Here is a 25,397-nt window from a genome sequence, read left to right on the forward strand (position 1 = left end):
CGCGAGCACCGCCGTCCGGCAAGGCGCGGGTCCCCTCACCGGAACGGCGAGGGGACCCGCGGTGAGACCGGCGCGCGACTCAGCCGCCGGCGGGCTCGGACTTCAAGCTGGCCGCGGCGACCTGGGGCAGCAGCGCGACGTAGACCATCCCGACCGCGAAGTTGATCAGCGCGGTCGCGACCTTGACCGACAGCGGAGCGTCCGCGGTGAGCGGCGCGATCGTGATCATCACGGTGGTCAGCCCCGCGATCCAGGAGTAGAAGCTCAGCGGCGCCGGGGCCAGCAGGATCAGAACGTGCAGCAGGAACGTGGCGAGGATCCCGCCGATGCCCGCCATCACGACATAGGCGGTGGCCGTCGATCCTCCGAACGTCCCGGTCGATTTCGGCGCCATGATCGCGATATCGAGGACGCCCCGCACGAAAAGGACACCGACGGCCGCGGTCAACGCCGCGACGAGGGCGGTCGAGACTCCGCCGCCCCACAAACGGGCCATGTTCACGGCGGGCTCGCTCTCGAACTGCCGTGCGGGCGGTACACCTTCGCCGTACACCGGTCCAGCCATCACCGGCTCCTTTCCGAGGTCGTGTGCATCGCTCGTACCGTAGAGAAACGGCGAGCCCCGGCCCTCACCCGTGGAAGGCGATAGGGCGGCCTGAAGTCGATGCCCGGAACCTCATCCTTTCCGGGTGATACGGCGCCCGTACCCGGGAGAGATGCTGGCCTCCTTTCGTGCGGAAGGGAGTCCCATGAGCTCGAGCACCACCGCCGGCGGCGCCATCCGAACCGGCCGGCGACCGTTCAAGAACATGGTCCGCGTGCCGGGCGGGACGTTCCTGATGGGGGATGAGCGCTTCTATCCGGAGGAACGGCCGGTCCACCGGGTCACCGTGGACGCTTTCTGGATGGACGAGCATGTGGTGACCAACGCCGAATACCGTCGCTTCGTCCAGGCGACCGGCCATGTCAGTGTGGCCGAGCGCCCGCTCGATCCCGCCGCTTATCCAGGCGCGGATCCCGCGCTTCTGGTGCCGGGCTCACTGGTCTTCCAAGCGGCCGCGGGCCCGGTTGATCTCAGCGATTACCGGAACTGGTGGTCGTACGTTCCGGGTGCCTGCTGGTCCCGTCCGGAGGGTGCGGGCAGCGACCTCGGCGGCCGTGAACACCACCCTGTCGTCCATGTCACGCCTGAGGACGCCGAGGCGTACGCGGCCTGGGCGGGGAAAGAACTGCCCACCGAGGCCGAATGGGAGTTCGCCGCACGCGGCGGGCTGGAAAGCGCGGCGTTCGTCTGGGGCGACGAGTTCTCGCCCAGGGGACGGAGAATGGCCAACACCTGGCAGGGGGAGTTCCCGTGGCAGAACCTCGGCCCGGGAGGCCGCGCCGGAACGTCCCCCGTACGGTCCTTCCGGCCGAACGGCTACGGCCTCTATGACATGGCGGGCAACGTCTGGGAGTGGACGTGTGACTTCCACACGCCGCGCCACCCCGGCGAGGCCGCGAAGGCCTGCTGCGTCCCGCGCAACCCCCGGGTCGAGGTGCCGATGACGGCCGGCACATCGGGCGGGGGAGCGGAGAGCATCCCGCGCAAGGTCATCAAGGGGGGCTCGCACCTGTGCGCCCCGAACTACTGCCTGCGCTACCGGCCCGCCGCCCGGCAGGGCGAGGCGATCGACACCTCGACCGGCCACATCGGCTTCCGCTGCATCGTCCGCCGGTCCGGAGCCCTCCACGGGTGAGGCCGGCCGGGGCGGACTCAGGCCCGTCCCGTTCAGGCCGTGACGAAAGGTCCACCATGAGCGAGTCCGATCGCCGGCAGGACGGTGGCTCCGGCACGCAGGAGCCCGTACCCGCCGTACCCGGGAACGGCGGCGCGCCGACCGGCCCAGGGCCCGGCGCGGCCACCGATGCCGACGAGCTGAAGCGGTTGCGCGCCGAGGTGGCGCGGCTTCGCGAGCGTCTCGCCGCACCGCCGCCCCGGGCTCGCGGCGGCGGCCGGCCGAGCCTGGTGGCCGTACGGCAGGTCATCGCGGTCGTGCTCGTCGCGCTGGCGGCCTTCGGGGCCGTCGCCTCGGTCGTCGGTGTCTGGGGCGGGCGTACCACGCTGAACACCGACCGGTGGGTCGCGACCGTCGGTCCGCTGCCCGAGCACCCGGAGATCAATGCGGCGATGGCGACCTACCTCACCGGCGAGGTCTTCGAGCAGCTGAACGTCCAGCAGCGGCTGGCCCAGGCGCTGCCGCCCAAGGCCGCCTTCCTCGCCGGCCCCACGACCAGTGCGGTGCAGGACTACGTCCGCGACACGATCCAGAAGTTCATGGCGACCGAGCAGTTCCGGAAGCTGTGGGACGACGCCAACCGCAGGGCCCATGCCGGCATCGTGGCCATCCTGGAAGGCCGCAGCCAGACCGTGTCGGTCAGCGGCGGGACCGTGACGCTCAACCTGCTGCCCATCGTCAACAACGTCCTGGTCGCTCTGGAGAGCCGGCTTCCCACCATGTTCGGCAAGCAGCTCGACCTGCCGGCGCTGACGTCCGGGCAGATACCGCCGGGACTGGAACAGCGCGTCGAGACCGCGCTGGGAGTCTCGCTCCCTGACGACTTCGCCCAGATCGAGCTGTACCACCGGGACGGGCTCGGCGAGCTGCAGCAGGCGGTGCTGTTCTTCAAGCGCTCGGTCACCCTCCTGGTGGCAGGGTCCCTGCTGCTCCTGGCGCTGGCACTGCTGATCACCCCGCACCGCCGCCGCACGCTCCTGCAGTTCGGGGTGGGGCTCGCGCTCTCGGTCGTGGTCCTGACGGCCGTGCTCCGGGCCGTACGGGACCAGCTGCTCGGCGAAGTGCCCGATGGGCTGTACCGCCAGGGCGCCTCGGTCGCGATGCAGGAGGTGTTCACCACCCTTCGGGGGCGTGGTGACCAGTTGCTCTGGCTCGGGATCGCGCTCGCCGTGCTGGCCTACCTGGTCGGCCCCGGACGGCTTCCCGCCGCGCTGCGCCGCTCCTCCGTCAAGTACGGACGCGACGCTCTGCGGACCACGCGCAGGGTGGGCACGAGCGGCGAGCTCCGGCGCTGGACGGCGCGCCACCTCGACCCGCTGCGGATCGGCGGGGCAGTGCTGGCCGCGCTCCTCGCCCTGTTCTTCTCCTCCTGGACGTCGCTCCTGGTCATCGCGCTCCTGCTGGCCGCGTTCGAACTGCTCGTGACGTTGGTCGCCCGGTGGGGCCGCGGCGGCGACGGGCCGGCCGGCCCGGCCATCGCGGAGCCCGGTACGTCCGGGACGGGGGTGACGCTCGCTCCTTCCTGAAGTGCCCCGGCACGGCGAGACCGCGTCACTCCCGGCGGGCGACCTGCCGGCGCTGATGACCGGGCACGCCGTGCCTCCAGGTAGAGACATCACGGTGGTCGTGTGATCACCGAGAAGGGATCGTCATGGCGATCGGACCTGTCCAGCTCATCGTCCTGGGCTTCGCCCATCCCGAGTTCCACGGCGAGATCATCGCGGAACTGGAGCGGCTGCGGCGGAGCGACACGGTGCGGGTCATCGACGCGCTGGCCGTCTACAAGGACAAGAACGGGGAGCTGGAGGTGGAGCACCTCAGCAACCTGTCCTGGAACGAGGCGGTCGAGCTGGGCAGCAAGGTCGGCGCCCTGATCGGCCTGGGGATCGAAGGCGAGGCGGGCATGGAGGCCGGGGCCCTGCTGGGGGCGGAGGCCGCGGCCGAGGGCGTCGGGGTGTTCGACGAGGACCCGGCGTGGGACGTCCTCGACGAGCTTCCCAACGACTCCGCCGCCGCGCTCATCCTGCTGGAGCACCACTGGGCCGTGCCGCTGCGCGACGCGGTTCTGCGAGCTGGCGGCTTCCGGGTCGGCGACGGGTTCATCAGCCCGCTCGACCTGGTCGCGATCGGACTGCACACCGCCGAGGAGGCCAGGGAACTGCACGCCCTGGAGATGACCACCGCAGCACGCGGAAAGTGATCGACGAAAGGAATCCGACGATGTTCGCCAGCCGCAGAGTCGCCCGCCGCACGGCCCGCCGTACCGCCCGACGCGTCTCCCGGCGCAGGGGCTAGCCGTACCGCGGACGAAGACCCGCACCTACGAGCCCTGAGAACCCACGAGCCCTGAGAGACCTACGAGCCCTGAGACCCCGGCGGCCGAGCACAGACCGCCGGGGTCTCGCACGCGCCCGAGGCACCGGCGGCCGAGCATGATTCCGGGGCGGGGAACACCTTCGTTCCCCGCCCCGGAGGCGTTCGGCCGGCCGGCTCAGGCGGCCAGGACCTTGGCCTTGGCCAGCTCGTACTCCTCGACCGTGAGGTCGCCGTGGCTCTTGAGCTCGGCGAGCCGGGAGAGCTGCTCGGCATGCCCGGTGCCCTTGGCGGGCCCGCCGTTCGAGCCCCCGTAGTACCGGTACGCCGCCTCGTGCCGCGCGATCTCCCTGCGCCCCATCTCATCGCCGCGCACGATCAGGTAGGCGAGCACGCCGATGAACGGGATGACGATCACGAGGATCGTCCAGCCGGCCTTGGCCCAGCCGCTCGAGGAGTCGTCGCGGAAGACGTCGGCGATGACCCGGAAGAGCAGCATGAGCCAGAGGACCCAGAGGAAGAACCACATCATGGTCCAGAACACGTTCAGCAGGGGGTAGTCGTCCATGTCGATCTCCTGTCGGTGTCGGTGCCGGGGTTCCGCTATTCGCGGGAGAGCATGGCGGCGGCCTCGCGCTCCAGATCGACGTACGGCTCGCCGCTGACGTCGATCACGACCCGGTTCAGCGTCCCGCCGGTGAACGTCCAGGGCGCCGTGCCGGGGTAGTCATCGGTGACGGGCTCGCCACTGTCACGGCCCGCGTTGAGTCCTTCGCCGCCGATCCCGAACTTGCCGGGCTGCGTCCGGATCCGTCCCTCGCCGACCTTGCGCTCGCCGTAGAAGAGGCTGAGGACGCCGCGGGCGGTGCCGGCCGGGTCCTCGTCGTCCTTGTCGAACGAGGCGGCCAGGATGAGGTTCCCGCCGGTGGGCAGGTCCTCGGTCGCGTCGATCCGCTGCACCTCGCTGCCGAGGAAGTTGTAGACGTAGTGCAGCCGGTCGTCCTTGACGTAGAGCGCGTGGCCGCCGAAACGGCCTCCGTGCGAGAAGAGCACCCCCTCGGCCCCCGGCGCCGGGATGTCGACGAGCGCGCCGATCGAGTACGAGCGGTTGGAGACGCTCACCGCCACCGATTCCGGGACCTCCGCGCCGCCCGGCCGGTAGATGTAGCGGTTGCGCGGTGGCGCCAGCTTGGGCCGCGGGGTGTCCAGGATCTCCACCGGACCGCGGTCGTCGAGCGGGTAGGCCTGGTTGGCGCCGGCCTCGTGGAACCACAGGCCGACGAGCTCGGCCAGTTTGGCGGGCTGCTCGCCGGCGAGGTCGTGCAGCTCGGACCGGTCCTCCTGGGTGTTGTAGAGCTCCCAGGTGTCCTCGTTGAAGTGACCCCAGCCGCTGAGCGCGGGATGGGTGGTGACCGCCTTCCAGCCGTTGTGCCAGATCCCCCGGGTCCCGAGCATGGAGAAGAACTGCGTGCTCTTGGCACTGGGGACGTGCGGGGCGTCGAAGCTGTAGCGCATGCTCACCCCCTGGATCGGGTGCTGCGTGTAGCCCTTGACCGAGTCGGGGAGTTCCACGCCGAGGCAGTCCAGAAGGGTCGGGACCACATCGATGGCATGGTGGTACTGGTCCCGGACCTCGCCGCGGGCCTCGATGCCGGCGGGCCAGGAGATGATGCAGGGGTCGGAGGTGCCGCCGTTGAAGGAGTACCGCTTCCACATCTTGAACGGGGCGTTGAAGGCCATCGCCCAGCCGTTCGGGTAGTGGTTGTAGGTCTTGGTGCTGCCCAGATCGTCCAGCATGGCCATGTTCTCGGCCAGGTCGTCGGCGACGCCGTTGAAGACCTTGTTCTCGTTCACGGACCCGTTGGGGCCGCCTTCGCCGCTGGCCCCGTTGTCGGAGACCACCACGATGATGGTGTTGTCGAGCTGCTCGATCTCCTCCAGGTAGGCGAGCAGCCGGCCGATCTGGTCGTCGCAGTGGGTGAGGAACCCCGCGTACACCTCGGCCATGCGCGCGAAGAGCCGCTGCTCTTCGTCGGACAGGCTGTCCCATGGGCGGGTGTAGTCCAAGGGCGGGAACGGCTGGCCGTCCGGGCCCTTGCGGGTCTCCGGGGCGCCGATCGGATTGATCGGCGGCAGTTCGGTGTTCTCGGGGACCAGGCCCAGCTTCTTCTGCTTGGCGAGGGTCTGCTCGCGCATCACCTCGTAGCCCGCGTCGAAGTGCCCCCTGTACCGCTCGGCCCACCCGTGCGGAACCTGGTGGGGGGCGTGCGCGCAGCCCGGCGCGTAGTAGAGGAAGACCGGATGGTCCGGAGCGATCGCCTTGACGTCGTCGACGAACTGGATCGCCTTGTCGGTGATGTCCTCGCCGAAGTGGTAGCCCTCCTCCGGCGTCGAGGGCTGTTCCACCGGGTGGTTGTCGTGGACCAGATCGGGATACCACTGGCTGGTCTCGGCGCCCAGGAACCCGTAGAACCGCTCGAACCCGCGGCCGACCGGCCAGTTGTGCTTGGACGAGGCCAGGTTCATCTCGTCCTCGGCGCACAGGTGCCACTTGCCGACCAATGCCGTCCGGAAGCCCTGCTCGACCAGGATCTCCGCCAGGTTGGCGCACTCCGGCGGAATGTGCCCGTTGGCGCCGGGGAAGCCGACGCTGGCTTCGCTGATGCACGCCATGCCGTTGACGGTGTGATTGCGCCCGGTCAGCAGGCAGGACCGGGTGGGCGAGCACAGGGCGGTGGTGTGCCATTGGCCGTAGCGCAGGCCCTGTGCCGCGATCCGGTCGATGTTCGGGGTATCGATCGGCCCGCCGTAGCAGCTCATCGCGCCGAAGCCGACGTCGTCGAGGACGATGTACACGATGTTGGGCGATCCGGGCGGAGCCTTGGGCTGCTCGTACGGTCCCCAGTCGGGAACCGAGTCACGGATGTCCAGGTTGACGATGCCGCGGAACGGCCTGGTCATGGCAGACCCCCTATGGGCTAGGAAGGACCCCAGCGTCGGTCCGCCGGGACCGGAGGGCATCACCCGCCACGGGCGAGGATCGTCCACTCGCCCGTCGGCCTGCCCCGCTGATGGACATCACGCGCGCTGGACAGGGACGGCCGCCGCATCCGGCGTACGACGGGTCAAGGCGCGAGGTGCCAGCTCGGGCACGGGCACATGCTCGGGTGCGGTCGGCAGTGTGGGCAGGCGGGTGGCGTAGAACCCCGCCAGCGGCCCGGCCGTGCTGCCATGGGCGAGCACGCTGAGCAGCACCGTGATCGTGATGACCGTCAGCGCCGGGCCGGCCGCCGCCGCACCGAGTTCCTCCAGGGCCAGTAAGGCGAAGATGACGGAGGCCAGGCCACGGGGGCCGAACCAGCCCGTGAAGGCGACCGTCGCTCGGCCGAGCCCGGAGCCCACGCACGCCAGGGCGACCGGCACCATCCGCAGAACGGTCAGGCTGAGCAGGGCGTAGATCGCCACCTGCCAGGTCAGTCCCTCGATGGCGGGGACCACGGCCACGGCGCCGAACAGCATCCACACCAGCAGCGAGGCCAGGCCGCCGGACTCCTCCACGAACGGTACGAGCCGCTCGTTCTCCCTTCCGGACAGATTGCCGAACGCGATCCCACTGACGAAGGCGGCGATGAAGCCGTTCCCGTCCACCGCGACGGCGGTCGCATAGGCGCACAGGGCCAGGCCCAGTACCGCGGGACCGGCGAAGCCCTCGGCCGACCAGCCGCGCCCGCGGGCGCGGCGGAGTAGCTCGCCGCCCAGCCCGCCGACCCCGGCGCCGATGAGGGCGCCCAGCGCCAACTCGGTCAGCGCGGCGAGGGGACCACCGTGCTCGACCGCCCCGGCGGACGAGACGCCCACGATGGCGAGCACGACGAACGGTGTGGCGATCCCGTCGTTCAGACCGCTCTCGACGTTGATCAGGCGCCGGATCCGCGCCGGCACGGCGGGGTTCGACATCAGGGCCGCGCCGAGGGCCGCGTCCGTCGGGGCGAGGGCGGCGCCGATGAGCAGCGCCTGCCAGATGCCGCCTCCCGGGAACAGCGCGTACGCCACGCCCGTGCCCGCGGCGATCGTCAGCGGCAACCCCGCACCCAGCAGCCGCGCGTAGAGACCGAGGTCGGCGCGGAAGTCGGCGATCCGTACCCGGGTGGCGTCCGAGAACAGGACCAGGACGAGCGTCACCTCGGCCATCACCTTGATGGGCGCGTGCGCGAGCACGGCTCCGGCCGCGGTGAACACGATGGCGGCCGTCAGGTCGAGATGTTGCAGCCTGGCCGAGAAGGCTCCCCAGAGGAAGACCATTCCCGCGATGACGGCGAAGCTGGTGGCACCCATGTTCCGTGTCCCCTCCTGGTGGCGATGCTCCCGCCGCCACGGACGCGGGCCATCACCCCGGATGGGTGATGGCACCCCTTCCGCCATCCGCGACGGTGGTGGCCGGCCCCCGGCAGCTCACCCAGCGCGACGGTCACGGCCGGTCCGGATCAGTCGCGCTGGGACACATCCCCTTGGCGGTTTCCCGAGATGGGCACACGCGACACGATGGGCCGCGCGTTCGGCCAGGTCGGCAGACGGCTTCGCGCGATGCGGCCCGACTGGCGCGACATGCGCGCGGACGCGGCGGCCGGGGTGCCTGGTGCGGTCAGTGGCGTACCGGAGGGAATGGCCAATTCGCTCCTGGTGGGTGTCAGCCCGGCCCACGGTCTCTTCGCGAACTTCGCCGGGCCGCTCTTCGGTGGCATGTCCACCAGCACCCGGCTGATGGTCATCAACACCACGAGCGCCGCCGCGCTCGCCGCGGGCTCGACCCTGCAAGGAGTCGATCCGGCCGAGAGACCGTCGGCGCTCCTCCTGCTCACGGTGCTCGCTGGAGCCGTGATGATCGCCGCGGGAGTGCTGCGACTCGGCCGGTACACCCGGTTCGTCTCCCATTCGGTGATGATCGGCTTCCTGACCGGGATCGCGGTGAACATCATCTGCGGCCAGCTCCCCGACCTCACCGGTTCGCCCGCCCAAGGCGCGGTATCCCTGGCGAAGGCGTTCGCCGTCGTGACCGATCCGGCGGGCATCGAGCTCGCCTCCCTGCTCACGGGCCTGGCGGCCCTGGCCATCCTGGTCGCGCTCAAGAGGACGCGCTGGGCGATCGCGGGCACCATGCTGGCGCTGGCCGTACCGACGGGGATGGTCATGCTGGCCGGAGCCGGCGGCGTCGCCCGGGTCGAGGACGCCGGTGCCATCCCCGGAGGCTTCCCCCTGCCGCACCTTCCAGGGCTCGCCCCCCTTTCGCTGAATCTGATGGGCGGGGCGCTGGCGATCGCGTTGATCGTGCTCGTCCAGGGCACCGGTGTCGCCGAGTCCGTTCCCGGCAAGGACGGGAAGCCGTCGGACACCAACCGCGACTTCATCGCCCAGGGGGTGGGCAACCTGGCGGCCGGGTTGTTCCGCGGCCAGCCGGTCGGTGGCTCGGTCGGGCAGACGGCACTCGCCGCCGCGAACGGCGCCCGTACCCGGTGGGGGCCCATGTGGTGCGGGATCTGGATGCTGCTGATCCTCATGGCGCTGTCCGGAGTGGTGGGGACGGTCGCGATGCCGACGCTCGCGGCGGTGCTCATCTTCGCCGCCTCCGGCGCCCTGCGGCCCGCCGAGGTCATCACGATCCTGCGCACCGGCCCCACGTCCCAGATCGCGGTCATCACCACGTTCACCGCCACGCTGCTCCTGCCGGTGGCGGTCGCCGTCGGCGTCGGCGTGGCGCTCTCGCTGCTCATGCAGCTCAACCAGGAGGCGATCGACCTGAAGGTGGTGGAGCTGGTGCCCGACGGCGACCGGACCTGGCGCGAACGCCCCGCGCCGGTGTCGCTGACCAGCCACCAGGTGACCGCGCTCGACGTGTACGGCAGCCTGTTCTACGCCGGGGGCCGGACGCTGCGGGCACGCCTCCCCGAACCGGCGGGAACCGACTCCCCGGTCGTGATCCTGCGGCTGCGAGGCCGGACCTCCCTCGGGGCCACGTTCTTCCTCGTCATCACCGACTATGCCGAGAGCCTGGCCAGAGTCGGCGGACGGCTGTACCTCAGCGGACTCGATCCCGCGATGGCCGAGCGCCTGCACCGCACGAGACACGTCGACGTTTCGGGACCCGTGCGGGCGTTCGAAGCCACCCCCTTGCTCGGGGAGTCGACCCGCGCCGCCTACCTGGACGCCGAGGCATGGGCCGTACAGCATCGGCGCATGGACGGAGGGCCCCGTGAGCGCTGAGGTCGCCGCCGTGTTCTGGACGGTGGTCGGGGCGCGGTTCCTGCTGCCGTTGCTGGTCTTCCGCTTTCCGCTGCCCGCGATCATCAGCTGCCTGGTCCTCGACGGCGTCGACCAGACGATCTTCCAGTCCTTCGGGCACGACCCGCCCGGCTACCAGGGCTACGACAAGGCGATGGACGTCTACTACCTCGCGCTCGCCTACCTGGCGACCATGCGGAACTGGGCGAGCACGTTCGCCTTCAAGACGTCCCGATTCCTCTACTTCTATCGCCTGGTCGGGGTCGTGGCGTTCGAGCTGACCCAGTGGCGGCCACTCCTGCTGATCTTCCCTAACACCTTCGAGTACTTCTTCATCGCGTACGAGGGGATCCGCAGCCGGTGGGACCCGGTCAGGCTCCGGGCGGGCTTCTGGCTGACGGCGGCCGCCGTCATCTGGATCGTGATCAAGCTGCCGCAGGAGTACTGGATCCACATCGCCAAGCTGGATGTGACCGAGACACTGGCGGACGTGCCCTGGTTCGGTCCCGCGATCGTCGCCGCGCTGCTCGTGCTGCTCGCGGTGTTCTGGTTCGCGGTGCGGCCCCGCCTGCGGCCGGCCGACCGGTGGTGGCGGCTGGCCGTCGACCGGCTCCCCGAGCCGATCGGCACCGCCGCCGAGCGGGACGCCTGGCGGGCTCGGCACGGCAGGACGCTGTCCCTGGTGACCGTCGAGAAGGTCTTCCTCGTCGGCCTCATCAGCGTCGTGTTCGCCCAGGTGCTCCCCGGCCTGCGGGCCACCACCATGCAGGTGTTCTCGGCGCTGGCGATCCTCGTCGTTCTGAACACCGCGTTCAGCCTGTGGGCCGCGCGCGGCCGTCGCGGTGCCCGGTCGGCGGTCATCGCCTTCCTGGTTCGGCTGGCCTTCAACGTCGGCCTCGTCGTGCTCGCCGGATGGCTGCTGGGACGGGGAGAGGGCGATCTCAACCGGGTCGACACCGTGTTCTTCGTGCTGCTGATCAGCCTGATCACGTCACTGCACGACCGGTACCGGCCCGTGTACGAGCTGAGAGTCGCGGAAGGTGCCGGGACCAGGCCTGCCGGGGTGTAGGGCTCGGCCGGCCCATCGAGCAGTCCCGGGTACAGGGCCGCGATACGGTCGGCGGTCAACCGCCCGGCATGGCGGGGGAGTAGAGCTCAGGCTGATACCGCCGCGCGTCGCGGGCCGCCGGTGACGTCATGCGTGCCATGCCAGCTCTTCTCCCGGTGCAGGACAGTGACTTCTGTGGGAAGGCCGCGATCTTGCACAGCGTGGGCGAAGGCCGGCGCGGGGGGAGCGCAGCCGGTCGCCGAAGAACGCACCCGCTACCTTCCTCAGTGACGACGTGACGTATGGCGGGCTGTTCGGCGGAACTCGTGGCGTGCCACCCTGCGTGCTCTGGCCATCTCGCCCCCGTCACGCGCCTTCCCACGCTGCTCGGCGGACGTGCTCCTTCCACGAATGGCCGGCCAGGGTCGGGGCAAGCCTCTGAGTGGACAATCCGTGGGACAAGTCAAGTGCCGGCGGCGTCCACCGCCATCACCCGCGGGGGATGAGACCAGATGCCCTTGACTTCGCTGAGGTTTCCCGTTGAGGGACGGCCGTTTCCCCCTCCTGGAACAGCCTCACGGTGTCCAGCACTATGGCGGCCACCACGGGGGCCACCACGACGCCGACGATCCCGCAGAAAAGACCGGCCAGAACGGTGACGAAAAGAGCGGATGTCTCTGAAGGCGTTGTGGCGCGGTGAAAGGGCGCCAGGGCTGCGGTCATGGGCGGTGGTCTTTCAGGCGTTGGACGGCCTCGGTCTCGTCCCGCACTTCGGCGTACTTGGCCTGGAGATCGAAGAGGTTGGCCTCGTGCGGGCGCGGGTCGCGGTCGCCGACGGCCTGGCGCACGACGATCGGCAGGTACCCGTGCGAGATCGCGTCCACGGCGGTGGCGCGCACGCAGCCGCTGGTGCTCACCCCGCAGATCACCAGCGTGTCGATCCGGGACGCGGCGAGCGTGGCCGACAGGGAGGTACCGAAGAAGGCGCTGGCGTACTGCTTGACCAGCACCAGCTCGTCCTGGCGCGGGGCGACCTCCGGCATGATCTCCCCCAGCTCGGGGGTCTCGGCGTCGACCGAGAAATGCCGGAGCGCGGCGACCTTGCGGTAGAAGAGGCCGCCGTCCAGGCCGCGCGGCCCGTACGCGACGCGGGTGTGCAGCACCGGCACCCCGGCGGCGCGGGCCGCCGCGACCACCCGCGCCGCCGACTCCAGGCAGTCGCGGCCGCCCAGGTACAGCTCGGCGCCCGGCTGGAAGTAGGCCCGCACCATGTCGATGACGATCACGGCCGGCGAGGAGCCCCAGTCCAGCGCCCGGCCGAACCCGGCCGAGGTGTAGTCCTCGGCCAGGTCGGCGTCGGCGGCGCCGGAACGGGACACGGGGCCGGTGCTCATGACGCGGGCACCGGCGGCCTGGGCGCGGGGAGCCCGGTCTCGGCCTCGGCGTTGGCGAGGATCTCCTCCAGGGGCGGGCCCATGTTGAACACCGGCAGCTCGGCGGGACGGTCCGCGCGCAGGCGTCCGCGCAGCTCGGTGGTGGCGGCGGGATCCAGTTCGGCGTCCGCGGACAGGACCACGCCGTAGCGGGCCGCGCCGTCCGGCGTGATCAGGCCGCGCAGGACCTCCAGGGCGACCAGTTCCGGGTCGCGGGCGAGCGGGTCGCCCCATCCGCCGCCGCCCCAGGTGACGAAGTGCAGGAGGTCGCCGCGCGCCACCGCCACATCGTGGATCTTGCTGGGCAGGACCTCGACGGTGCCGTCCGCCCGTTCGATCCACTTGCGCCCCCGCGCGCCGGGGTCGCCGCCGTTGACGCCCCACGGGTAGGTGAGCCAGCGGTCGTCGTGGATCGCGATCGTGCCGGGTTCGAGGAACCGGTACGCCACGTCCACCCCGTTGCCGCCGCGGTGCAGCCCGGCGCCGCCGGTGTCGGAGACGGTCTCCCAGCGCTCGATCCGCAGCGGGTAGTACGACTCCAGGTACTCGCACGGGATGTTGAGGAACGACGGCCACAGCGAGTGCCCGTCCGGCCCGTCGCCGATGGGACGCCCGGGAATGCCGCCGAACCCGATCGAGTACAGCTGGAACCACTCGCCCTTGCGGTCGCCCTCGGAGTAGTGGCCGGAGTACATGAAGTGCGGTGAGGACGAGAACCCGGCCGCGTTGAGCAGGTCGGGCGTCTTCTGGCCGAGCAGCCCGCCGAACAGGTCGAAGATGCGTCCGATGCCGTGGTTGCGGGCGTTGAGGGCGGCGGGGAACTCCGGTTTCCAGAAGGACTTGTCGGGGATGTGGACGTCGATCAGCGGGTAGAAGCCGTCGTTCCACAGGATCTGCGGGTCCGCCACCGTGATCACGTAGATCCCGAAGAACATCCGGGCCAGGTTCTCGTTGATGTAGTAGTTGATCGGCCCCGGTGACTGCGGGTCGCTGCCGCTGAAGTCCAGCAGGACCTTCTCGCCGGTGCGGGTGAGCGACAGCGTGAGCTTGTACGGGCCGTGGCCGACGCCGTCGTCGCAGATGTAGTCCGAGAAGGTGATGGTCTCGCCGTCCTCGAACAGCGTCGCCAGCAGCACCTTCATCGCGTGGTAGTTGCGGTCGAGCAGGGCGTCCAGCGTGGAGACGTAGGTGTCGGCGCCGAACCGGGCGCACAGCTCCTGGATGCGGCGGGACGCGGTGCGGCAGGCCGCCACGAGGCCGTTGAGGTCGGCGCGGTTCCAGTCGGGCTGGCGGACCTGGTTGAGGATGATGCGGAGCGCGTCCTCGTTCAGTACGCCCTTGGCGTACAGCTTGAAGGGCGGGATGATCACGCCCTCCTCGAAGATGGTGTGCGCGTCGGTCGGCATGGAGCAGGCCGTCTTGCCGCCGACGTCGGACATGTGCCCGAACATCGAGGCCCAGCCGACGACCCGCCCGGCCACGTAGATCGGCGTCACCACCAGCCAGTCGTTGGCGTGGCTGATCGCGCCGTCGCAGGAGTACGGGTCGGACGTGAGCAGGACGTCGCCCTCCTCGATCGTGCCGTCGAACCGGTCGAGGAGGGCCGGGATCGACAGGCCGAACTGCCCGACCACCATCTTGCCGTCGGGGTCGGCGATCAGCGGGAACTCGTCGTGCTGCTCGCGGATGCCGGGGGACAGCGCGGTGCGGAACAGCACCTCGTCCATCTCGTAGCGGGCGTTGCGCAGCGCGTTCTCGATGATGTCGACGGTGACCGGGTCGACCTCGGCCTTCGCGAACGGTTCGGGGTCGCTCTGGATGATCTGTGCCATGTCAGGCCTCCGGGCGGATCAGCAGGCTGCCGCCGGCGTGCACCGTCGCGGCGTGGCCGGGCAGGACGAGGGTGGTGGAGTCCATCTCGGTGACGATGGCGGGACCGGCGATCACGTCGCCGGCCCGCAGCCTCGTCCGGTCGTAGACCTTGGCGTCGGTCTCGGCGCCGTCCACGTACAGGCGGGTCGTGCCCGCCACGGCGGCCGACGGGTCCCCGTCGCCCTCGGGGAGCACGGGGGCCTGGACGTTCGGGCGCGGCCCGCTGACGGCGGCACGCGCGCTGACCAGCTCGCACTCGTTGCCGAGCAGGAACGAGAACAGCCGCTGGTGCGCGGCGTCGAACGCCTTGCCGAGCGCGGCCATGCCGTCGCCGTCCTCGTCGAAGGTCCCGATGTCGACCGGCACCGGTATCTCGAAGCCCTGGCCGTGGTAGCGCAGGTCGACCTGGTAGGTGACGGTGTGGTCGGTGCGGGGCACGCCCTCGGACTCCAGCGTCGAGGCGGCCTGCTCGGCCAGCTCGGTGAGGATGCCGTGCAGTTCGGCGTCGGTCAGCTCGGAGAACCGGCGGATGTACGTGCGGGCGGCCTCGTCCCGCAGGCTGGTGGTGGCGTCGCCGTACGCGCACAGCACGCCCGGGGACGGCGGGATGATCACCGGCCAGGCGCCGGTCAGGCGGCCGAGCGCGTTGGCGTGCAGCGGCCCGGCCCCGCCGAAGGCCACCAGCGCGAAGTCGCGCGGGTCGAAGCCCTGCTGTACCGAGACCAGCCGGATCCCGCCCAGCATGTTCTCGTTGACGATGTCGATGATCCCCTGCGCGGCCGCCTCGATGCTCGGGAGCCCCATCGCCTCCGCGACCGCCGCGACCGCCTCCCGCGCGGCCTTGCGGTCCAGGGTGATCTCACCGCCCGCCAGTTCGGACGGCAGGTTGCCCAGCACCACGTTCGCGTCGGTCACGGTCGGCTCGGTGCCGCCCTTGCCGTACGCGGCCGGGCCGGGTTCCGCGCCCGCCGACTGCGGGCCGACCCGCAGCGCCCTGGTCAGCTCCGGGACGTGCGCGATCGAGCCGCCGCCCGCGCCGACCGTCCGCACGTCCACCGACGCGGCCCGGACGGCCAGGTCGCCGACCTTGGTCTCGCGCCCGATCCGGGCGGTGCCGTCCTGGACGAGGGCCACGTCGGTCGAGGTGCCGCCCATGTCGAAGGTGATCAGGTCGTCGAACCCGGCCTGGCCGGCCGCCCAGATCGCGCCGGTCACGCCTCCGGCGGGGCCGGACATCAGCATCGACACCGGGTTGCGCGCGGCGGTGACGGCGTTGGCCAGGCCGCCGTCGCTGCGCAGGATGTACAGGCCGCCGTCGATCCCCGCCTCGGTGATCTTGCCGGCGAGGCCGTCCATGTACCGGGCGACCTGCGGCTGGACGTAGCCGTTGGCGACCGTGGTGAGGGTCCGCTCGTACTCGCGCAGCTCCGGCAGGACGCTGGAGGACACCGAGATCGGCACGCCGGGCAGTTCCTCCCTGGCGATCGCGGCGATGCGCTCCTCGTGCGTGCCGTCCACGTAGGAGTTGATGAGCGAGATGGCGAGGGCCTCGATGCCGGCGTTCCTGAGGCGGCGCAGCCCGGCGCGGGCGTCGTCCTCGTCCAGGGGGGTGACGACCGTGCCGTCGGCGCCGATCCGCTCGGTCACCTCGACGGTGTTCTCCAGCGCGGCCAGCGGCTCCGGCTTGGGCCAGATGATCCACCCGGCCAGACCGCCGGGGACGAACGACCGCGCGATCTGCAGCACCTGCCGGAACCCGCGGGTGGTGACCAGCCCGACCCTGGCGCCCTTGCCCTCCAGGATCGCGTTGGTCGCGACCGTGGTGCCGTGCAGGACCTGCCCGATCTCGCCGGGGGAGATCCCGGCCTCCGCGGCGGCCTTGCGCATCCCCGCCAGCACGCCGATCGACTGGTCGTGCGGTGTGGAGGGCGTTTTGGCCCGGTAGGTCCGTCCGGTGTCCTCGTCGATGAGAAGGATGTCGGTGAACGTCCCGCCGACGTCCACGCCGAGTCTGTAGCGCACAAGACCTCCCTGTTGCGCGACGCCACCGGACGGCCCGGGGGTGCCGCCTGCTGTCAGATCACTCCGGCGGAGTGCACCGAGGCGTGGACGAGCGGGGCGATCGTGGCGGGAACCACCGAGCTGCCGGCGAGGCCGTTGAACGTCGAGTGGTCTTCGGTGTCGAGCCGTCCCGCGTCCGCGTGCTCGGTGAGAGCGGCGGTGTATTCGCCATCGGGGATCCCTCTGCGGAGCGCCTCGGTGGCGCGGTCACTCGTTGCACTCATCCAGCCGCCCTCGCTCGATATTGTATACATATAGGACAAGTTTCGTGCGAAATGCAAGGGTAGGACGGGTAATCCGCATGGATTGCATACATATTCTCCCCTGGTCGGACAGAACGCAGGTGAACGGCGCGACATCCAGGCGGCCCCGGATCGTCGAGGGAGCCCCCGGCCGCCCCCGCGGAGGCCGGGGGCGGCGAAGAAGCCCCGTTCCAGGACGTCAGGCTTGGGAGGGACGCACATCCGCAGGGCGCAGGGCCAGCCGTAGACCGAGGATGGTGTAGGTCGCGAGCAGCCACACGGCGCTGACGTAGGCGCTGGCCGAACCGCCGATCGCCTGGCCCGCCATCGATACGGGCAGCCACAGGCCGCAGAACAGGAACTGCCAGCGCAGGAAGCCCCGGTAGACGCCCACCTTCGCCACCGCCACGCCCAGCACCAGCATGGTGAGGTTGGCCAGCGGCCAGCAGGCGTCCACCGCCATGAGCCAGGGCGGGAGTTCCTCGTAGGTCTTGCCCTGGTGTCCGAGGGAGATGAGGTTGAACAGGAACGCTCCCGGCAGCATGACCAGCAGGGCGATGGGAATGGCCCGTCCCTTGCGCGGGCCGGTCGCCCGGGTGGAGAGGACGACCAGGACGAGGCAGAAGAGACCGGCCACATAGCCCATGCCGGTCACGGTGTCGGTCAGCACGATCCCTTCGGAGACCTTGTCTCCGACGATGACGGTTCCCACCGCCCAGGCCGCCGCCCCGGCGGCCAGCACCAGCCCCGCGAGCCGGACCGCGACCGGCTGCCCGCCGGCGGCCCCTCCCTGCCCGTCGCCGGGAGGATGAACGTGGCTGCGTTCGACACGAATCGACATGGTCACTCCATGGTCTCGGCACGCCGCCTGGTGCGGCGCGGTGCGACCACGCTCCCGCCGAGGCGTCCCGGGCCACCAGAGACGGTGGCTTGCGGGACGTCCCGGAAACGCCCGCCGGATCGCGAGACGGTGTCCCGCTCGAACGGGACACCATCCTGGCCGGTCAGGGACGGTGGTCTCGGGAAGGGGGGACACCGTCCGTGCGACCGTGTGCGCGTGAGAATCGCGCTCCCCACCGCACACCGCGGCCCTCGGCCGGCCTGGCCGGCGATGGCCTTGGCGGCCGTGGTCGCCGTGGGCACCGCGGCGGGTGCCTGGTTCGAGGTGCTCATCGGCGACGCCCGCCGCCCGGCCCCGCTGGACTGGGCCGCGTGGTCCTCGTCGGTGCCCGGGCTGGCGCTGGCGCTGGCGGGCGCCGTGCTGGCCACCCGCCTGCCGCGCCATGTGATGACGTGGATGCTGCTGGGGAGCGGTGCCGTGGCCTGCGCCAATGGCGTGGCCGCCGCGTACGCCTCACTGTCGCTGCTGGAACACCAGGGCACGCTGCCGTTCACCGAGGCCGCCGCCTATGTGGGAGCCCGGACGGGTCCCGCGCTGAACCTGATCGTTCCGCTGATCCTGCTGTTCTTCCCGGACGGGCGGCTTCCCTCCGAACGCTGGCGGTGGCCCGCGGCGATCTCCCTGGTCGCGACCGGGCTGGCGGTGGTGATCAGCCTGACCATCCCCTGGCGGATCTTCGGCTCCGGAATCGCGCCGGACGGCCTGCCCGGACTGGACCCCACGACGCCCCCCTTGCCGGACGCGGTGTGGAACGCCGCGCTCGCCCTGATGGCGCCGCTCATCGCCGCCAGCCTGTTCATACCGGTCGCCGCGTTCGTCCGCCGGTTCTTCGGAGCCGGCCCGGAGCGCCGCGCGCAGCTGCGGTGGATGCTCCTGGCCGCGTTGCTGAACCTCGCGCTCATGGGCGTCCCGCTGGTCACGTCGCGGAGCTGGGTGAACGACGTCGTCTTCGTCGCCGGGTTCGTGGCGGTGGCCGTGGCCGTGCTGGTGGCGGTGTCGCGCTACCGGCTGTACGAGGTGGACCTGCTGCTCGGCGGCACCCTGCTGTACGGCGGGCTCGCGGCGGCCGTGATCGGGATCGACGTCGCGGTCTTCGTGACGGCGGGGACGCTGATCGACGAACCGCTCGCCGCCGTCATCGGCGCGGGCGTGGTGGCCGTCCTGTACGCGCCGTTGCGGACCCGCCTGCAGCGCGGCGTCCGCCGGCTGCTGACCGGCCGGGGCGAGCCGTACGACGTGGTGTCGGCGCTGGCCCGTCGCCTGGAGGAGTCGACGGGCTCCGACGATCTGCTGACGGAGGTGGCGCGGACGGTGGGGACGGCCTTCCGGTCGCCCTACGTGCGGGTCGAGATGGACCGTGCCGACGGGCGTACCGTCGTGGTCGAGCACGGCGCCGCCCGTCCGGACGCGGTGGCGCTGCCGTTCGCCTACCGGGGGGTCCCGATCGGCAGGCTGGCCCTGGTGCCGCGCACCGGGACGCCGCTGTCGGACGCCGACCAGCGGCTGCTCGCCGACGTGGTCAGGCAGGCGGCCGCCGCCGTCCGCGCGACCGGGCTGAGCGAGGAACTGCAGCGCAGCCGCGAGCAGTTGGTCACCAGCGTCGCCGAGGAACGCAGGCGGCTGAGCCGGGACATGCACGACGGCCTCGGCCCGGTCCTGGCCGCCGCCGCCCTGAAGATCGAGGCCGCCCGCAACCTCGCGCACAGCGATCCCGCGGCCGCCGACGGCACACTGGCGGACATCCGCGGTGACCTGGCGGCCGTCCTGTCCGACGTGCGGCGCTTGGTGCACGACCTGCGTCCCCCCGCGCTCGACCAGTTCGGCCTGATCGGTGCCGTGCGGCGGCAGGCCGGACGATTCAGCGGACCGGGCCTGGTCGTGACGCTCGAGGTCGATCCGGACGCCGGGGCGGTCCAGGCGGAGGCGATGGCGGCACTGCCCGCGGCGGTCGAGGTCGCCGGGTACCGCATCGTCGGGGAGGCCCTCGCCAACGTCTCCCGGCACGCCGGCGCCGGACGCTGCACCGTCCGCCTGTCGGTCACGGCCGGGACCCTGGAGATCGAGGTCACCGACGACGGCCGCGGCGTCGCCCCGGGAGCCCTGGTCGGGGTCGGCCTGATCGCCATGCGGGAACGGGCCGAAGAGCTCGGTGGACGCTGCGAGATCACGCCCCGCGCGCATGGCGGGACGCGGGTGCGCGCGGTGATCCCCTACAGCGCCCCCGTCCCCCACGAACCGTCCCTCTCGACGACCGAACGGTAAGGAGCCCGATGACAGCGACGGACCGGCAGCGCGTGCTGCTGGCCGACGACCACCCCGTCTACCGCGACGGGCTGTCGTTGATGCTGACCTCCACCGGCGCCGTGGAGGTGGTCGGCACCGCCGCCGACGGCATCGACGCCGTCGAGATGGCCCGGCGCCTCCGCCCGCAGGTGATCGTCATGGACCTCCAGATGCCCAAGCTCGGCGGCATCGAGGCGACCCGCCGGATCACCGCCGCCCATCCCGACATCGCCGTGCTCGCCCTCACCATGCACGAGGACGACGAGAGCATCCTGGCCGCCATGCTCGCCGGCGCCCGCGGCTACCTGGTCAAGGGTGCCGACCAGGCACAGATCCTCCGGGCCATCACCGCCGTGTCCAACGGGGAACTGATCTTCGGCCCGGCCTTGGCCGCCCGCGTGGCCGCCTACTTCGCCCAGCTCGCCACGGCCGCCCCGGCCGACCGGAACCCGTTCCCCGAACTCACCGCCAGGGAACGGGAGGTCCTGGACCTCATCGCCGCCGGCCTCGCCAACCGCCAGATCGCCGAACGGCTCGTCCTGTCACCCAAGACCGTCCGCAACAACGTCTCCAACATTTTCGGCAAGCTCCAGGTCGCCGACCGTACCCAGGCCATCCTCCGCGCCCGTGAGGCGGGCCTGGGCAACTGACCTCGGGCGTTAAGGAGAGTGCGGCGCATCGGCCCGCGACCATACACATGCTGTCTTGTGTCTGGTCAATGGCCGGCGCTACGTTGGCTCGGTGCGGACCCACGGATGGGGCGGGACTTCTCCCGCCGGCGACCGAGAAGCGATCGCCAGGATCAAGGACGCGACGCACCGCCGCGTCCGGGAATGCGGCGGCGCCGTGAGCGTGCGGGTGACGGCGGCCACCGCTGCTCCTCGGGTGGCCCCGTGACCATCGAGAGCAGTGCGGCTGAGACGTCCGATGGCGCCGGGGAAGGTGCCGCCCTGTTCGAGCGGGATGGTTCCCGCGTCATACCGTCCGATCACGCCCGCGGGCCGTGGCGTCCGGACGCGCTGCACGGCGGCGCCGTCGCGGCGCTGCTGGCCGGGGCCATCGACGTGCCGGGGTGGACACCGGCGCGCGTCACCATCGACCTGCTCGCCCCGGTGCCCGCCGCCCCGCTGGAGCTGTCGGTGACGCGGCCGGAGGGCGGACGGCGCGTGCTGCGCCAGGTGATCACGTTGCTGGCGGCGGACGTGCCGGTGGCGCGCGCCCACTGCCTGGCCGTACGCCGGGCCGAGCTCGATCTGCCCGACGGCGTGACCGACCACCCGGACCCGTTCGCCGGCGTCCAGGTGCCGGATCTGAGCCGGCCCACGCCAGGTGCTCGCGAAGCCGTCGGCTGGGAGTGCTTCGACGCCAGCGCGGTCCGGGTGCGGCAGCTGAAGTCGCCGGACGTCGGCGAGGGCTCCATCGGACTGTGGGTCAGCCTCCTGATGCCCGTCATCGCCGGCGAGCCCACCCCGGCCATCGCCCGGCTCGCGGCGGCGGCGGACTACGGGTCCACCGCCACGAACGCGCGGCTGCCGTTCGAGGAGTGGAGCTTCATGAACGCCGAACTGACCCTGCACGTCTCCCGCGAGCCGGTCGGCCCCTGGGTCGGCCTGGTGAGTACCGGCGTCGTCCAGCCCATCGGCTGCGGCCTCAGCACCGCCGGCCTCTACGACTCCGCGGGACGCCTCGGACAGTCGGCGCAGGCGCTGGTGGTCGAAGCGCGAGCACGCACCACCTGACCCCGGCCGCCCGTGATCGTCCCATCCCGGGGCTCATGGCGCCGCTCCCAGCGCGACCGGCAGGTGCGCGATGCCGGCGATGAAGCTGGAGGTGATGCGGGCGGGCTCGCCGTCCAGGCGCAGCCGCGGATACCGGGTGAGCAGCTCGGTGAGCATGAGGGAGATCTCCAGCTTGGCCAGCCGGGACCCGAGGCAGAAGTGCGGGCCGGTACCGAACGCCAGATGGGGGTTCGGATCGCGGGACAGGTCCAGCGCGTGCGGGGCGCCGAACACCGCCGGGTCCCGGTTCGCGGCGCCGTACCACATGACGATCTTGTCGCCGGCGCGGACGCGCTGGCCGCCGAGCTCGTGGTCCCGGGTCGCCGTGCGGCGGAACTGCATGACCGGGGAGACGTACCGGACCAGCTCGTCGGTGCCGGTCGCCAGGCGTCCCGGCTCGCGGGCGAGCCCGTCCCACAGGCCGTGCTCCTGGAGCGCGAGGACCGCGCCGGACAGGGAGTTGCGGGTGGTCTCGTTGCCGGCGATGACCAGCAGGATCCAGAACATGCAGAACTCGTCGTCGGTGAGCCGCTCGCCCTCCACCTCGGCGTTGGCGATCGCGGACATGATGTCGCCGGTGGGGCGGGCCCTGCGGTCCGCCGCCACCTGCCGGCCGTACGCCATGGCCTCGCCGAACATCGCCACCGCCGCCGCCGGGTCCCCGGCCAGCTCGGCGTCCTCGAAGCCGATCATCCCGTCGGTCCAGCGGACGATCAGATCGCGGTCCGCGGCCGGCATGCCGAGCAGATCGGCCAGCACGCGGGTCGGCAGCTCCTTGGCGACCGTCTCGACGAAGTCCACCGATCCGGCGCCGGCCAGGCCGCCGACGATCTCGCGGGCCCGGCGCGCGATGTCCGCGCGCAGCGTCGCCATCGCGCGCGGCGCGAACGCCGGTGAGACGATCTTGCGGAGCCGGGAGTGCTCCGGCGGGTCCATGAACAGCATCATCAGCCGCAGCCCGCTCAGCGTGAGCGCGTCGGCGGTGAACATCTGGACGCCGCCCAGATGGTTCGAGTACAGGTCCGGGCGGCGCGACATCTCGTGCACGATCCGGTGGCTCGTCACCGCCCAGAAGCCGGGGGAGGGCGGGGCGGGCAGCCCGCTGGACGCCTCGCTCGCGCGGTTCGCGACGGGCCGCTCGTCCTGCCAGGCGACCGGGGCCCGCGCCCGGAGGAGGTCGAACGCGGCGTGCGGTGGCCCCGCCGTGTAGGTGCGGGGATCGGACAGATCGGCGTCGCAGAGGTCCGCCACCCGGGCGGCTCCTTGGGGAACGGTCTGCGGCTGCTGGACTTCCTGGGTGTCATGTCCCATGGGCGGGGCTCCGCACTGTCCGGGCCGCCCTGCTGCGCGGGCGGCCGCCGGTAGCGTGACCATACACATCTGAATTTGTGTCCTGTCAAGATCCGCGGCTACCTTGGCTGCGTGCGGACACACGGATGGGGAGGGGACCCTCCCGCCAGTGACGACGAGGCGATCGCCCGGATCAAGGCGGCCGCGCACCGCTGCGTGGCGGACCTCGGCGGCGCCACGACCATCTCGCACGTCGCGGCGGCCCTCGGGGTCACCCGGCAGACCGTCTACCGCTACTTCCCGAGCACGGGCGCGCTGCTGACCGCCGTCGCCATGGACGGCACGCGCGCCTTCCTGGCCCGGGTGTCGGGCCGGCTCCGCACCGTCAGCGACCCCGGTGAGGCGCTGGTCGAGGCCCTCGCGTACACGATCCAGGAGGTCCCGCGGGAGCCGTACCTGCGGCTGCTGCTGGAGGCCGGCGGCACCCTGCTGCAGGGCGTCACGTCCGACACCGCCCGGGCCATCGGCCGGTCCCTGCTGGACCGGAGCGCGGTGGACTGGGACGCGAGCGGGCTCGGCCCCGAGCAGCGCGACGAGCTGATCGAATGGACGCTCCGGATCATGCAGTCCCTGCTGCTCGATCCGGGCGATCCGGCCCGTACCCCGGCGGAGCTGCGCTCCTTCCTGCGGCGCTGGCTGGCGCCCGCCGTCGACGCGGCCCTGGCCCGAGCGGCCACCGCCGACCCGAGGACCGCCTCCGGGCCCTCATGAGGGGACGAGGTTCGGCCGTGTTCCAACCGATGCAGGGCGTTCGCCTCGTCCAGCGAGGGGTGCCCGGCGGGGAAGGCCTCCGTCGATGACACCGAGCGCGGTAAGCACATCGTCAGCCTGGACCGGCACGTGACCGGCAGCGCACCCGAGCACATCGTGGTCGTCGGCGCCGGGCTCGGCGGCCTGCGCACGATCGAGCGGCTCCGCGCGGACGGTTTCGCAGGCCGGATCACTCTCGTCGGCGGCGAGGACCACGCCCCCTACGACCGTCCCCCGCTGTCCAAGCAGCTGCTGTCGGGCGAGTGGGAGCCGGACCGGGTCGTGCTGCGCGACCGGCGGGGCCTGGCCGAGCTCGGCGTCACGGCCCGCCTGGGCACCCGCGCCATCGCGCTGCGCGGCACCGGTGTCGAGCTGGACGACGGCGGAACGGTCACCGGCGACGCGGTGGTCATCGCCACCGGACTGGTCGCGCGCCGGCTGCCGCACCAGCCGGACGGGGTGGCCACCCTGCGCACTCTCGACGACGCCCTGGCGCTGCGGCGGGCCCTCGGCACCGCCCGCTCGCTGATCGTCGTCGGCGCCGGGTTCATCGGCGCGGAGGTCACCTGCGCCGCGCTCGGCATGGGCGTCCAGGTCACCGTGCTGGAGACGCTGGAGGTGCCGTGCGAGCGGCTGCTGGGACGGGAGGTCGGCGCCCTCGCGGCCCGGCTGTTCACCGACGCGGGCGCCGACCTGCGCTGCGGGACCCGGATCGGCCGGCTGCTCGACGGCCGTACGCTCGAGCTGGCCGGCGGGACGGTGCTGTCCGCCGACCTCGTCCTGGCGGGCGTCGGCGCCGTCCCGGACCTGAGCTGGCTCGACGGCGCCGGGGTGCGGGTGAACGACCGGCTGGCGTGCGACCAGCGCGGCCGGGTCGTCGGCATGGCCGGAGTCTGGGCGGTCGGGGACGCGGCCGCCTGGTGGGATCCGGCGGCCGGCGCCCACCAAGGCGGCGAGCACTGGACCCTGACCACCGACCGGGCCGCGCGGGCCGCCTGCGACATCCTCGGCACCGAGCCGCCGGTGGCCGGGCCGCCGTACGTGTGGTCCGACCAGTTCGGCCTCAAGCTGCAGGTGATCGGGCGGACCGACACCGCCGACGAGCTGGTCCCGCTGCACGGCACCGGTCTCGCCGGCGGCCCCGTCCAGGGCACGGTGGTCGGCTACCTCGCCGGTGGCGCGCTGGCCGGCGTCGTCTCCTTCGGCGCCCCCGCACGCTTCGTCCGCTACCGGGCGCTCGTCGCCGCCGGCGCGCCGCGTGCGAAGGTGCTCGCTACCATCGGGTAAGGCCCGGGGCCGGTACGGAAGGACG

The 25,397-nt window shown here is 71.8% G+C and carries 20 protein-coding genes; 10 read left to right on the plus strand and 10 right to left on the minus strand.

Features of this window, described 5'->3' with window-relative positions; translation table 11 throughout:
* Window positions 1-79: 79 nt before the first annotated feature.
* Window positions 80-565, minus strand: coding sequence for a DUF6069 family protein (locus ACH34Q_RS31300; protein ID WP_395986702.1), 486 nt, complete (start codon window positions 563-565; stop codon window positions 80-82).
* Between the two features lie 184 nt (window positions 566-749).
* Here ACH34Q_RS31300 and ACH34Q_RS31305 point away from each other — a divergent pair, with 184 nt between their 5' ends.
* The 3 genes from ACH34Q_RS31305 (at window position 750) to ACH34Q_RS31315 (ending at window position 3,978) form a co-directional block, all read left to right on the plus strand.
* Window positions 750-1,739 (plus strand): formylglycine-generating enzyme family protein, encoded by a 990-nt coding sequence (locus ACH34Q_RS31305; protein ID WP_395986703.1) that lies wholly within the window; start codon window positions 750-752, stop codon window positions 1,737-1,739.
* A gap of 56 nt (window positions 1,740-1,795) precedes the next feature.
* Window positions 1,796-3,304: a hypothetical protein gene (locus ACH34Q_RS31310; protein ID WP_395986704.1), complete on the plus strand. Its 1,509-nt coding sequence runs from the start codon at window positions 1,796-1,798 to the stop codon at window positions 3,302-3,304.
* 125 nt (window positions 3,305-3,429) lie between these two features.
* The gene (locus tag ACH34Q_RS31315; protein WP_395986705.1) at window positions 3,430-3,978 is read left to right on the plus strand and encodes a hypothetical protein; all 549 of its coding nucleotides are present in this window, start codon (window positions 3,430-3,432) and stop codon (window positions 3,976-3,978) included.
* A gap of 291 nt (window positions 3,979-4,269) precedes the next feature.
* Here the strand turns inward: ACH34Q_RS31315 and ACH34Q_RS31320 are convergent, their stop codons facing one another.
* From ACH34Q_RS31320 to ACH34Q_RS31330, 3 genes are all read right to left on the minus strand, one after another.
* The gene (locus ACH34Q_RS31320) at window positions 4,270-4,659 is read right to left on the minus strand and encodes an SHOCT domain-containing protein (RefSeq protein ID WP_395986706.1); all 390 of its coding nucleotides are present in this window, start codon (window positions 4,657-4,659) and stop codon (window positions 4,270-4,272) included.
* Window positions 4,660-4,694: 35 nt separating this feature from the next.
* Complete coding sequence (locus ACH34Q_RS31325) at window positions 4,695-7,052, minus strand: arylsulfatase (RefSeq protein ID WP_395986707.1); 2,358 nt, start codon at window positions 7,050-7,052, stop codon at window positions 4,695-4,697.
* Between the two features lie 117 nt (window positions 7,053-7,169).
* Window positions 7,170-8,426 (minus strand): cation:proton antiporter, encoded by a 1,257-nt coding sequence (locus tag ACH34Q_RS31330; RefSeq protein WP_395986708.1) that lies wholly within the window; start codon window positions 8,424-8,426, stop codon window positions 7,170-7,172.
* A 189-nt stretch (window positions 8,427-8,615) separates the two neighbouring features.
* Between ACH34Q_RS31330 and ACH34Q_RS31335 the strand changes: the two genes are divergently transcribed.
* The gene (locus tag ACH34Q_RS31335) at window positions 8,616-10,349 is read left to right on the plus strand and encodes a SulP family inorganic anion transporter (protein ID WP_395986709.1); all 1,734 of its coding nucleotides are present in this window, start codon (window positions 8,616-8,618) and stop codon (window positions 10,347-10,349) included.
* Window positions 10,339-11,436 carry a hypothetical protein gene (locus ACH34Q_RS31340; protein ID WP_395986710.1) on the plus strand — a complete coding sequence of 366 codons (1,098 nt, stop codon included), beginning with the start codon at window positions 10,339-10,341 and terminating at the stop codon, window positions 11,434-11,436. Before ACH34Q_RS31335 ends, ACH34Q_RS31340 begins: the two co-directional genes overlap by 11 nt.
* Before the next feature lie 698 nt (window positions 11,437-12,134).
* Here ACH34Q_RS31340 and ACH34Q_RS31345 read toward each other — a convergent pair.
* From ACH34Q_RS31345 to ACH34Q_RS31365, 5 genes are all read right to left on the minus strand, one after another.
* On the minus strand, window positions 12,135-12,809 hold the full coding sequence (locus tag ACH34Q_RS31345) for an isochorismatase family protein (RefSeq protein WP_395986711.1): 675 nt from the start codon (window positions 12,807-12,809) through the stop codon (window positions 12,135-12,137).
* On the minus strand, window positions 12,806-14,680 hold the full coding sequence (locus ACH34Q_RS31350) for a hydantoinase B/oxoprolinase family protein (RefSeq protein WP_395986712.1): 1,875 nt from the start codon (window positions 14,678-14,680) through the stop codon (window positions 12,806-12,808). Before ACH34Q_RS31350 ends, ACH34Q_RS31345 begins: the two co-directional genes overlap by 4 nt.
* 1 nt (window position 14,681) lies before the next feature.
* Window positions 14,682-16,742, minus strand: a complete 2,061-nt coding sequence (locus ACH34Q_RS31355; RefSeq protein ID WP_395986713.1) for a hydantoinase/oxoprolinase family protein — start codon at window positions 16,740-16,742, stop codon at window positions 14,682-14,684.
* 53 nt (window positions 16,743-16,795) lie between these two features.
* Window positions 16,796-17,005, minus strand: coding sequence for a hypothetical protein (locus ACH34Q_RS31360; protein WP_395986714.1), 210 nt, complete (start codon window positions 17,003-17,005; stop codon window positions 16,796-16,798).
* A 217-nt stretch (window positions 17,006-17,222) separates the two neighbouring features.
* The gene (locus tag ACH34Q_RS31365; protein ID WP_395986715.1) at window positions 17,223-17,864 is read right to left on the minus strand and encodes a hypothetical protein; all 642 of its coding nucleotides are present in this window, start codon (window positions 17,862-17,864) and stop codon (window positions 17,223-17,225) included.
* A gap of 216 nt (window positions 17,865-18,080) precedes the next feature.
* On the opposite strand from ACH34Q_RS31365, the gene ACH34Q_RS31370 reads away from it, so the two are divergent.
* The 3 genes from ACH34Q_RS31370 to ACH34Q_RS31380 all read left to right on the plus strand — a co-directional run bounded on the left by ACH34Q_RS31370 (window position 18,081) and on the right by ACH34Q_RS31380 (window position 21,946).
* Complete coding sequence (locus ACH34Q_RS31370) at window positions 18,081-20,186, plus strand: histidine kinase (protein ID WP_395986716.1); 2,106 nt, start codon at window positions 18,081-18,083, stop codon at window positions 20,184-20,186.
* Window positions 20,187-20,194: 8 nt separating this feature from the next.
* Complete coding sequence (locus ACH34Q_RS31375) at window positions 20,195-20,857, plus strand: response regulator (RefSeq protein WP_395986717.1); 663 nt, start codon at window positions 20,195-20,197, stop codon at window positions 20,855-20,857.
* A gap of 243 nt (window positions 20,858-21,100) precedes the next feature.
* Window positions 21,101-21,946, plus strand: a complete 846-nt coding sequence (locus ACH34Q_RS31380; protein ID WP_395986718.1) for an acyl-CoA thioesterase domain-containing protein — start codon at window positions 21,101-21,103, stop codon at window positions 21,944-21,946.
* A gap of 33 nt (window positions 21,947-21,979) precedes the next feature.
* Here the strand turns inward: ACH34Q_RS31380 and ACH34Q_RS31385 are convergent, their stop codons facing one another.
* A complete protein-coding gene (locus tag ACH34Q_RS31385) occupies window positions 21,980-23,296 on the minus strand; it encodes a cytochrome P450 (RefSeq protein WP_395986719.1) in 1,317 nt (438 codons plus the stop codon).
* A 111-nt stretch (window positions 23,297-23,407) separates the two neighbouring features.
* Between ACH34Q_RS31385 and ACH34Q_RS31390 the strand changes: the two genes are divergently transcribed.
* Together ACH34Q_RS31390 and ACH34Q_RS31395 are read left to right on the plus strand one after the other, a co-directional pair.
* A complete protein-coding gene (locus tag ACH34Q_RS31390) occupies window positions 23,408-24,046 on the plus strand; it encodes a TetR/AcrR family transcriptional regulator (protein ID WP_395986720.1) in 639 nt (212 codons plus the stop codon).
* A 129-nt stretch (window positions 24,047-24,175) separates the two neighbouring features.
* Window positions 24,176-25,372 carry an NAD(P)/FAD-dependent oxidoreductase gene (locus ACH34Q_RS31395; RefSeq protein ID WP_395986721.1) on the plus strand — a complete coding sequence of 399 codons (1,197 nt, stop codon included), beginning with the start codon at window positions 24,176-24,178 and terminating at the stop codon, window positions 25,370-25,372.
* Window positions 25,373-25,397 lie beyond the last annotated feature (25 nt).

Source organism: Actinomadura sp. 9N407 (assembly GCF_044326315.1).
GTDB lineage: Bacteria > Actinomycetota > Actinomycetes > Streptosporangiales > Streptosporangiaceae > Spirillospora.

Excerpts from the sequence above, each read along its gene's own strand:
- ACH34Q_RS31300 (WP_395986702.1), bottom strand. The coding sequence starts at position 565 with ATGGCTGGACCGGTGTACGGCGAAGGTGTACCGCCCGCACGGCAGTTC.
- ACH34Q_RS31305 (WP_395986703.1), top strand. The coding sequence starts at position 750 with ATGAGCTCGAGCACCACCGCCGGCGGCGCCATCCGAACCGGCCGGCGA.
- ACH34Q_RS31310 (WP_395986704.1), top strand. The coding sequence starts at position 1,796 with ATGAGCGAGTCCGATCGCCGGCAGGACGGTGGCTCCGGCACGCAGGAG.
- ACH34Q_RS31315 (WP_395986705.1), top strand. The coding sequence starts at position 3,430 with ATGGCGATCGGACCTGTCCAGCTCATCGTCCTGGGCTTCGCCCATCCC.
- ACH34Q_RS31320 (WP_395986706.1), bottom strand. The coding sequence starts at position 4,659 with ATGGACGACTACCCCCTGCTGAACGTGTTCTGGACCATGATGTGGTTC.
- ACH34Q_RS31325 (WP_395986707.1), bottom strand. The coding sequence starts at position 7,052 with ATGACCAGGCCGTTCCGCGGCATCGTCAACCTGGACATCCGTGACTCG.
- ACH34Q_RS31330 (WP_395986708.1), bottom strand. The coding sequence starts at position 8,426 with ATGGGTGCCACCAGCTTCGCCGTCATCGCGGGAATGGTCTTCCTCTGG.
- ACH34Q_RS31335 (WP_395986709.1), top strand. The coding sequence starts at position 8,616 with ATGGGCACACGCGACACGATGGGCCGCGCGTTCGGCCAGGTCGGCAGA.
- ACH34Q_RS31345 (WP_395986711.1), bottom strand. The coding sequence starts at position 12,809 with ATGAGCACCGGCCCCGTGTCCCGTTCCGGCGCCGCCGACGCCGACCTG.
- ACH34Q_RS31350 (WP_395986712.1), bottom strand. The coding sequence starts at position 14,680 with ATGGCACAGATCATCCAGAGCGACCCCGAACCGTTCGCGAAGGCCGAG.
- ACH34Q_RS31360 (WP_395986714.1), bottom strand. The coding sequence starts at position 17,005 with ATGAGTGCAACGAGTGACCGCGCCACCGAGGCGCTCCGCAGAGGGATC.
- ACH34Q_RS31365 (WP_395986715.1), bottom strand. The coding sequence starts at position 17,864 with ATGTCGATTCGTGTCGAACGCAGCCACGTTCATCCTCCCGGCGACGGG.
- ACH34Q_RS31375 (WP_395986717.1), top strand. The coding sequence starts at position 20,195 with ATGACAGCGACGGACCGGCAGCGCGTGCTGCTGGCCGACGACCACCCC.
- ACH34Q_RS31385 (WP_395986719.1), bottom strand. The coding sequence starts at position 23,296 with ATGGGACATGACACCCAGGAAGTCCAGCAGCCGCAGACCGTTCCCCAA.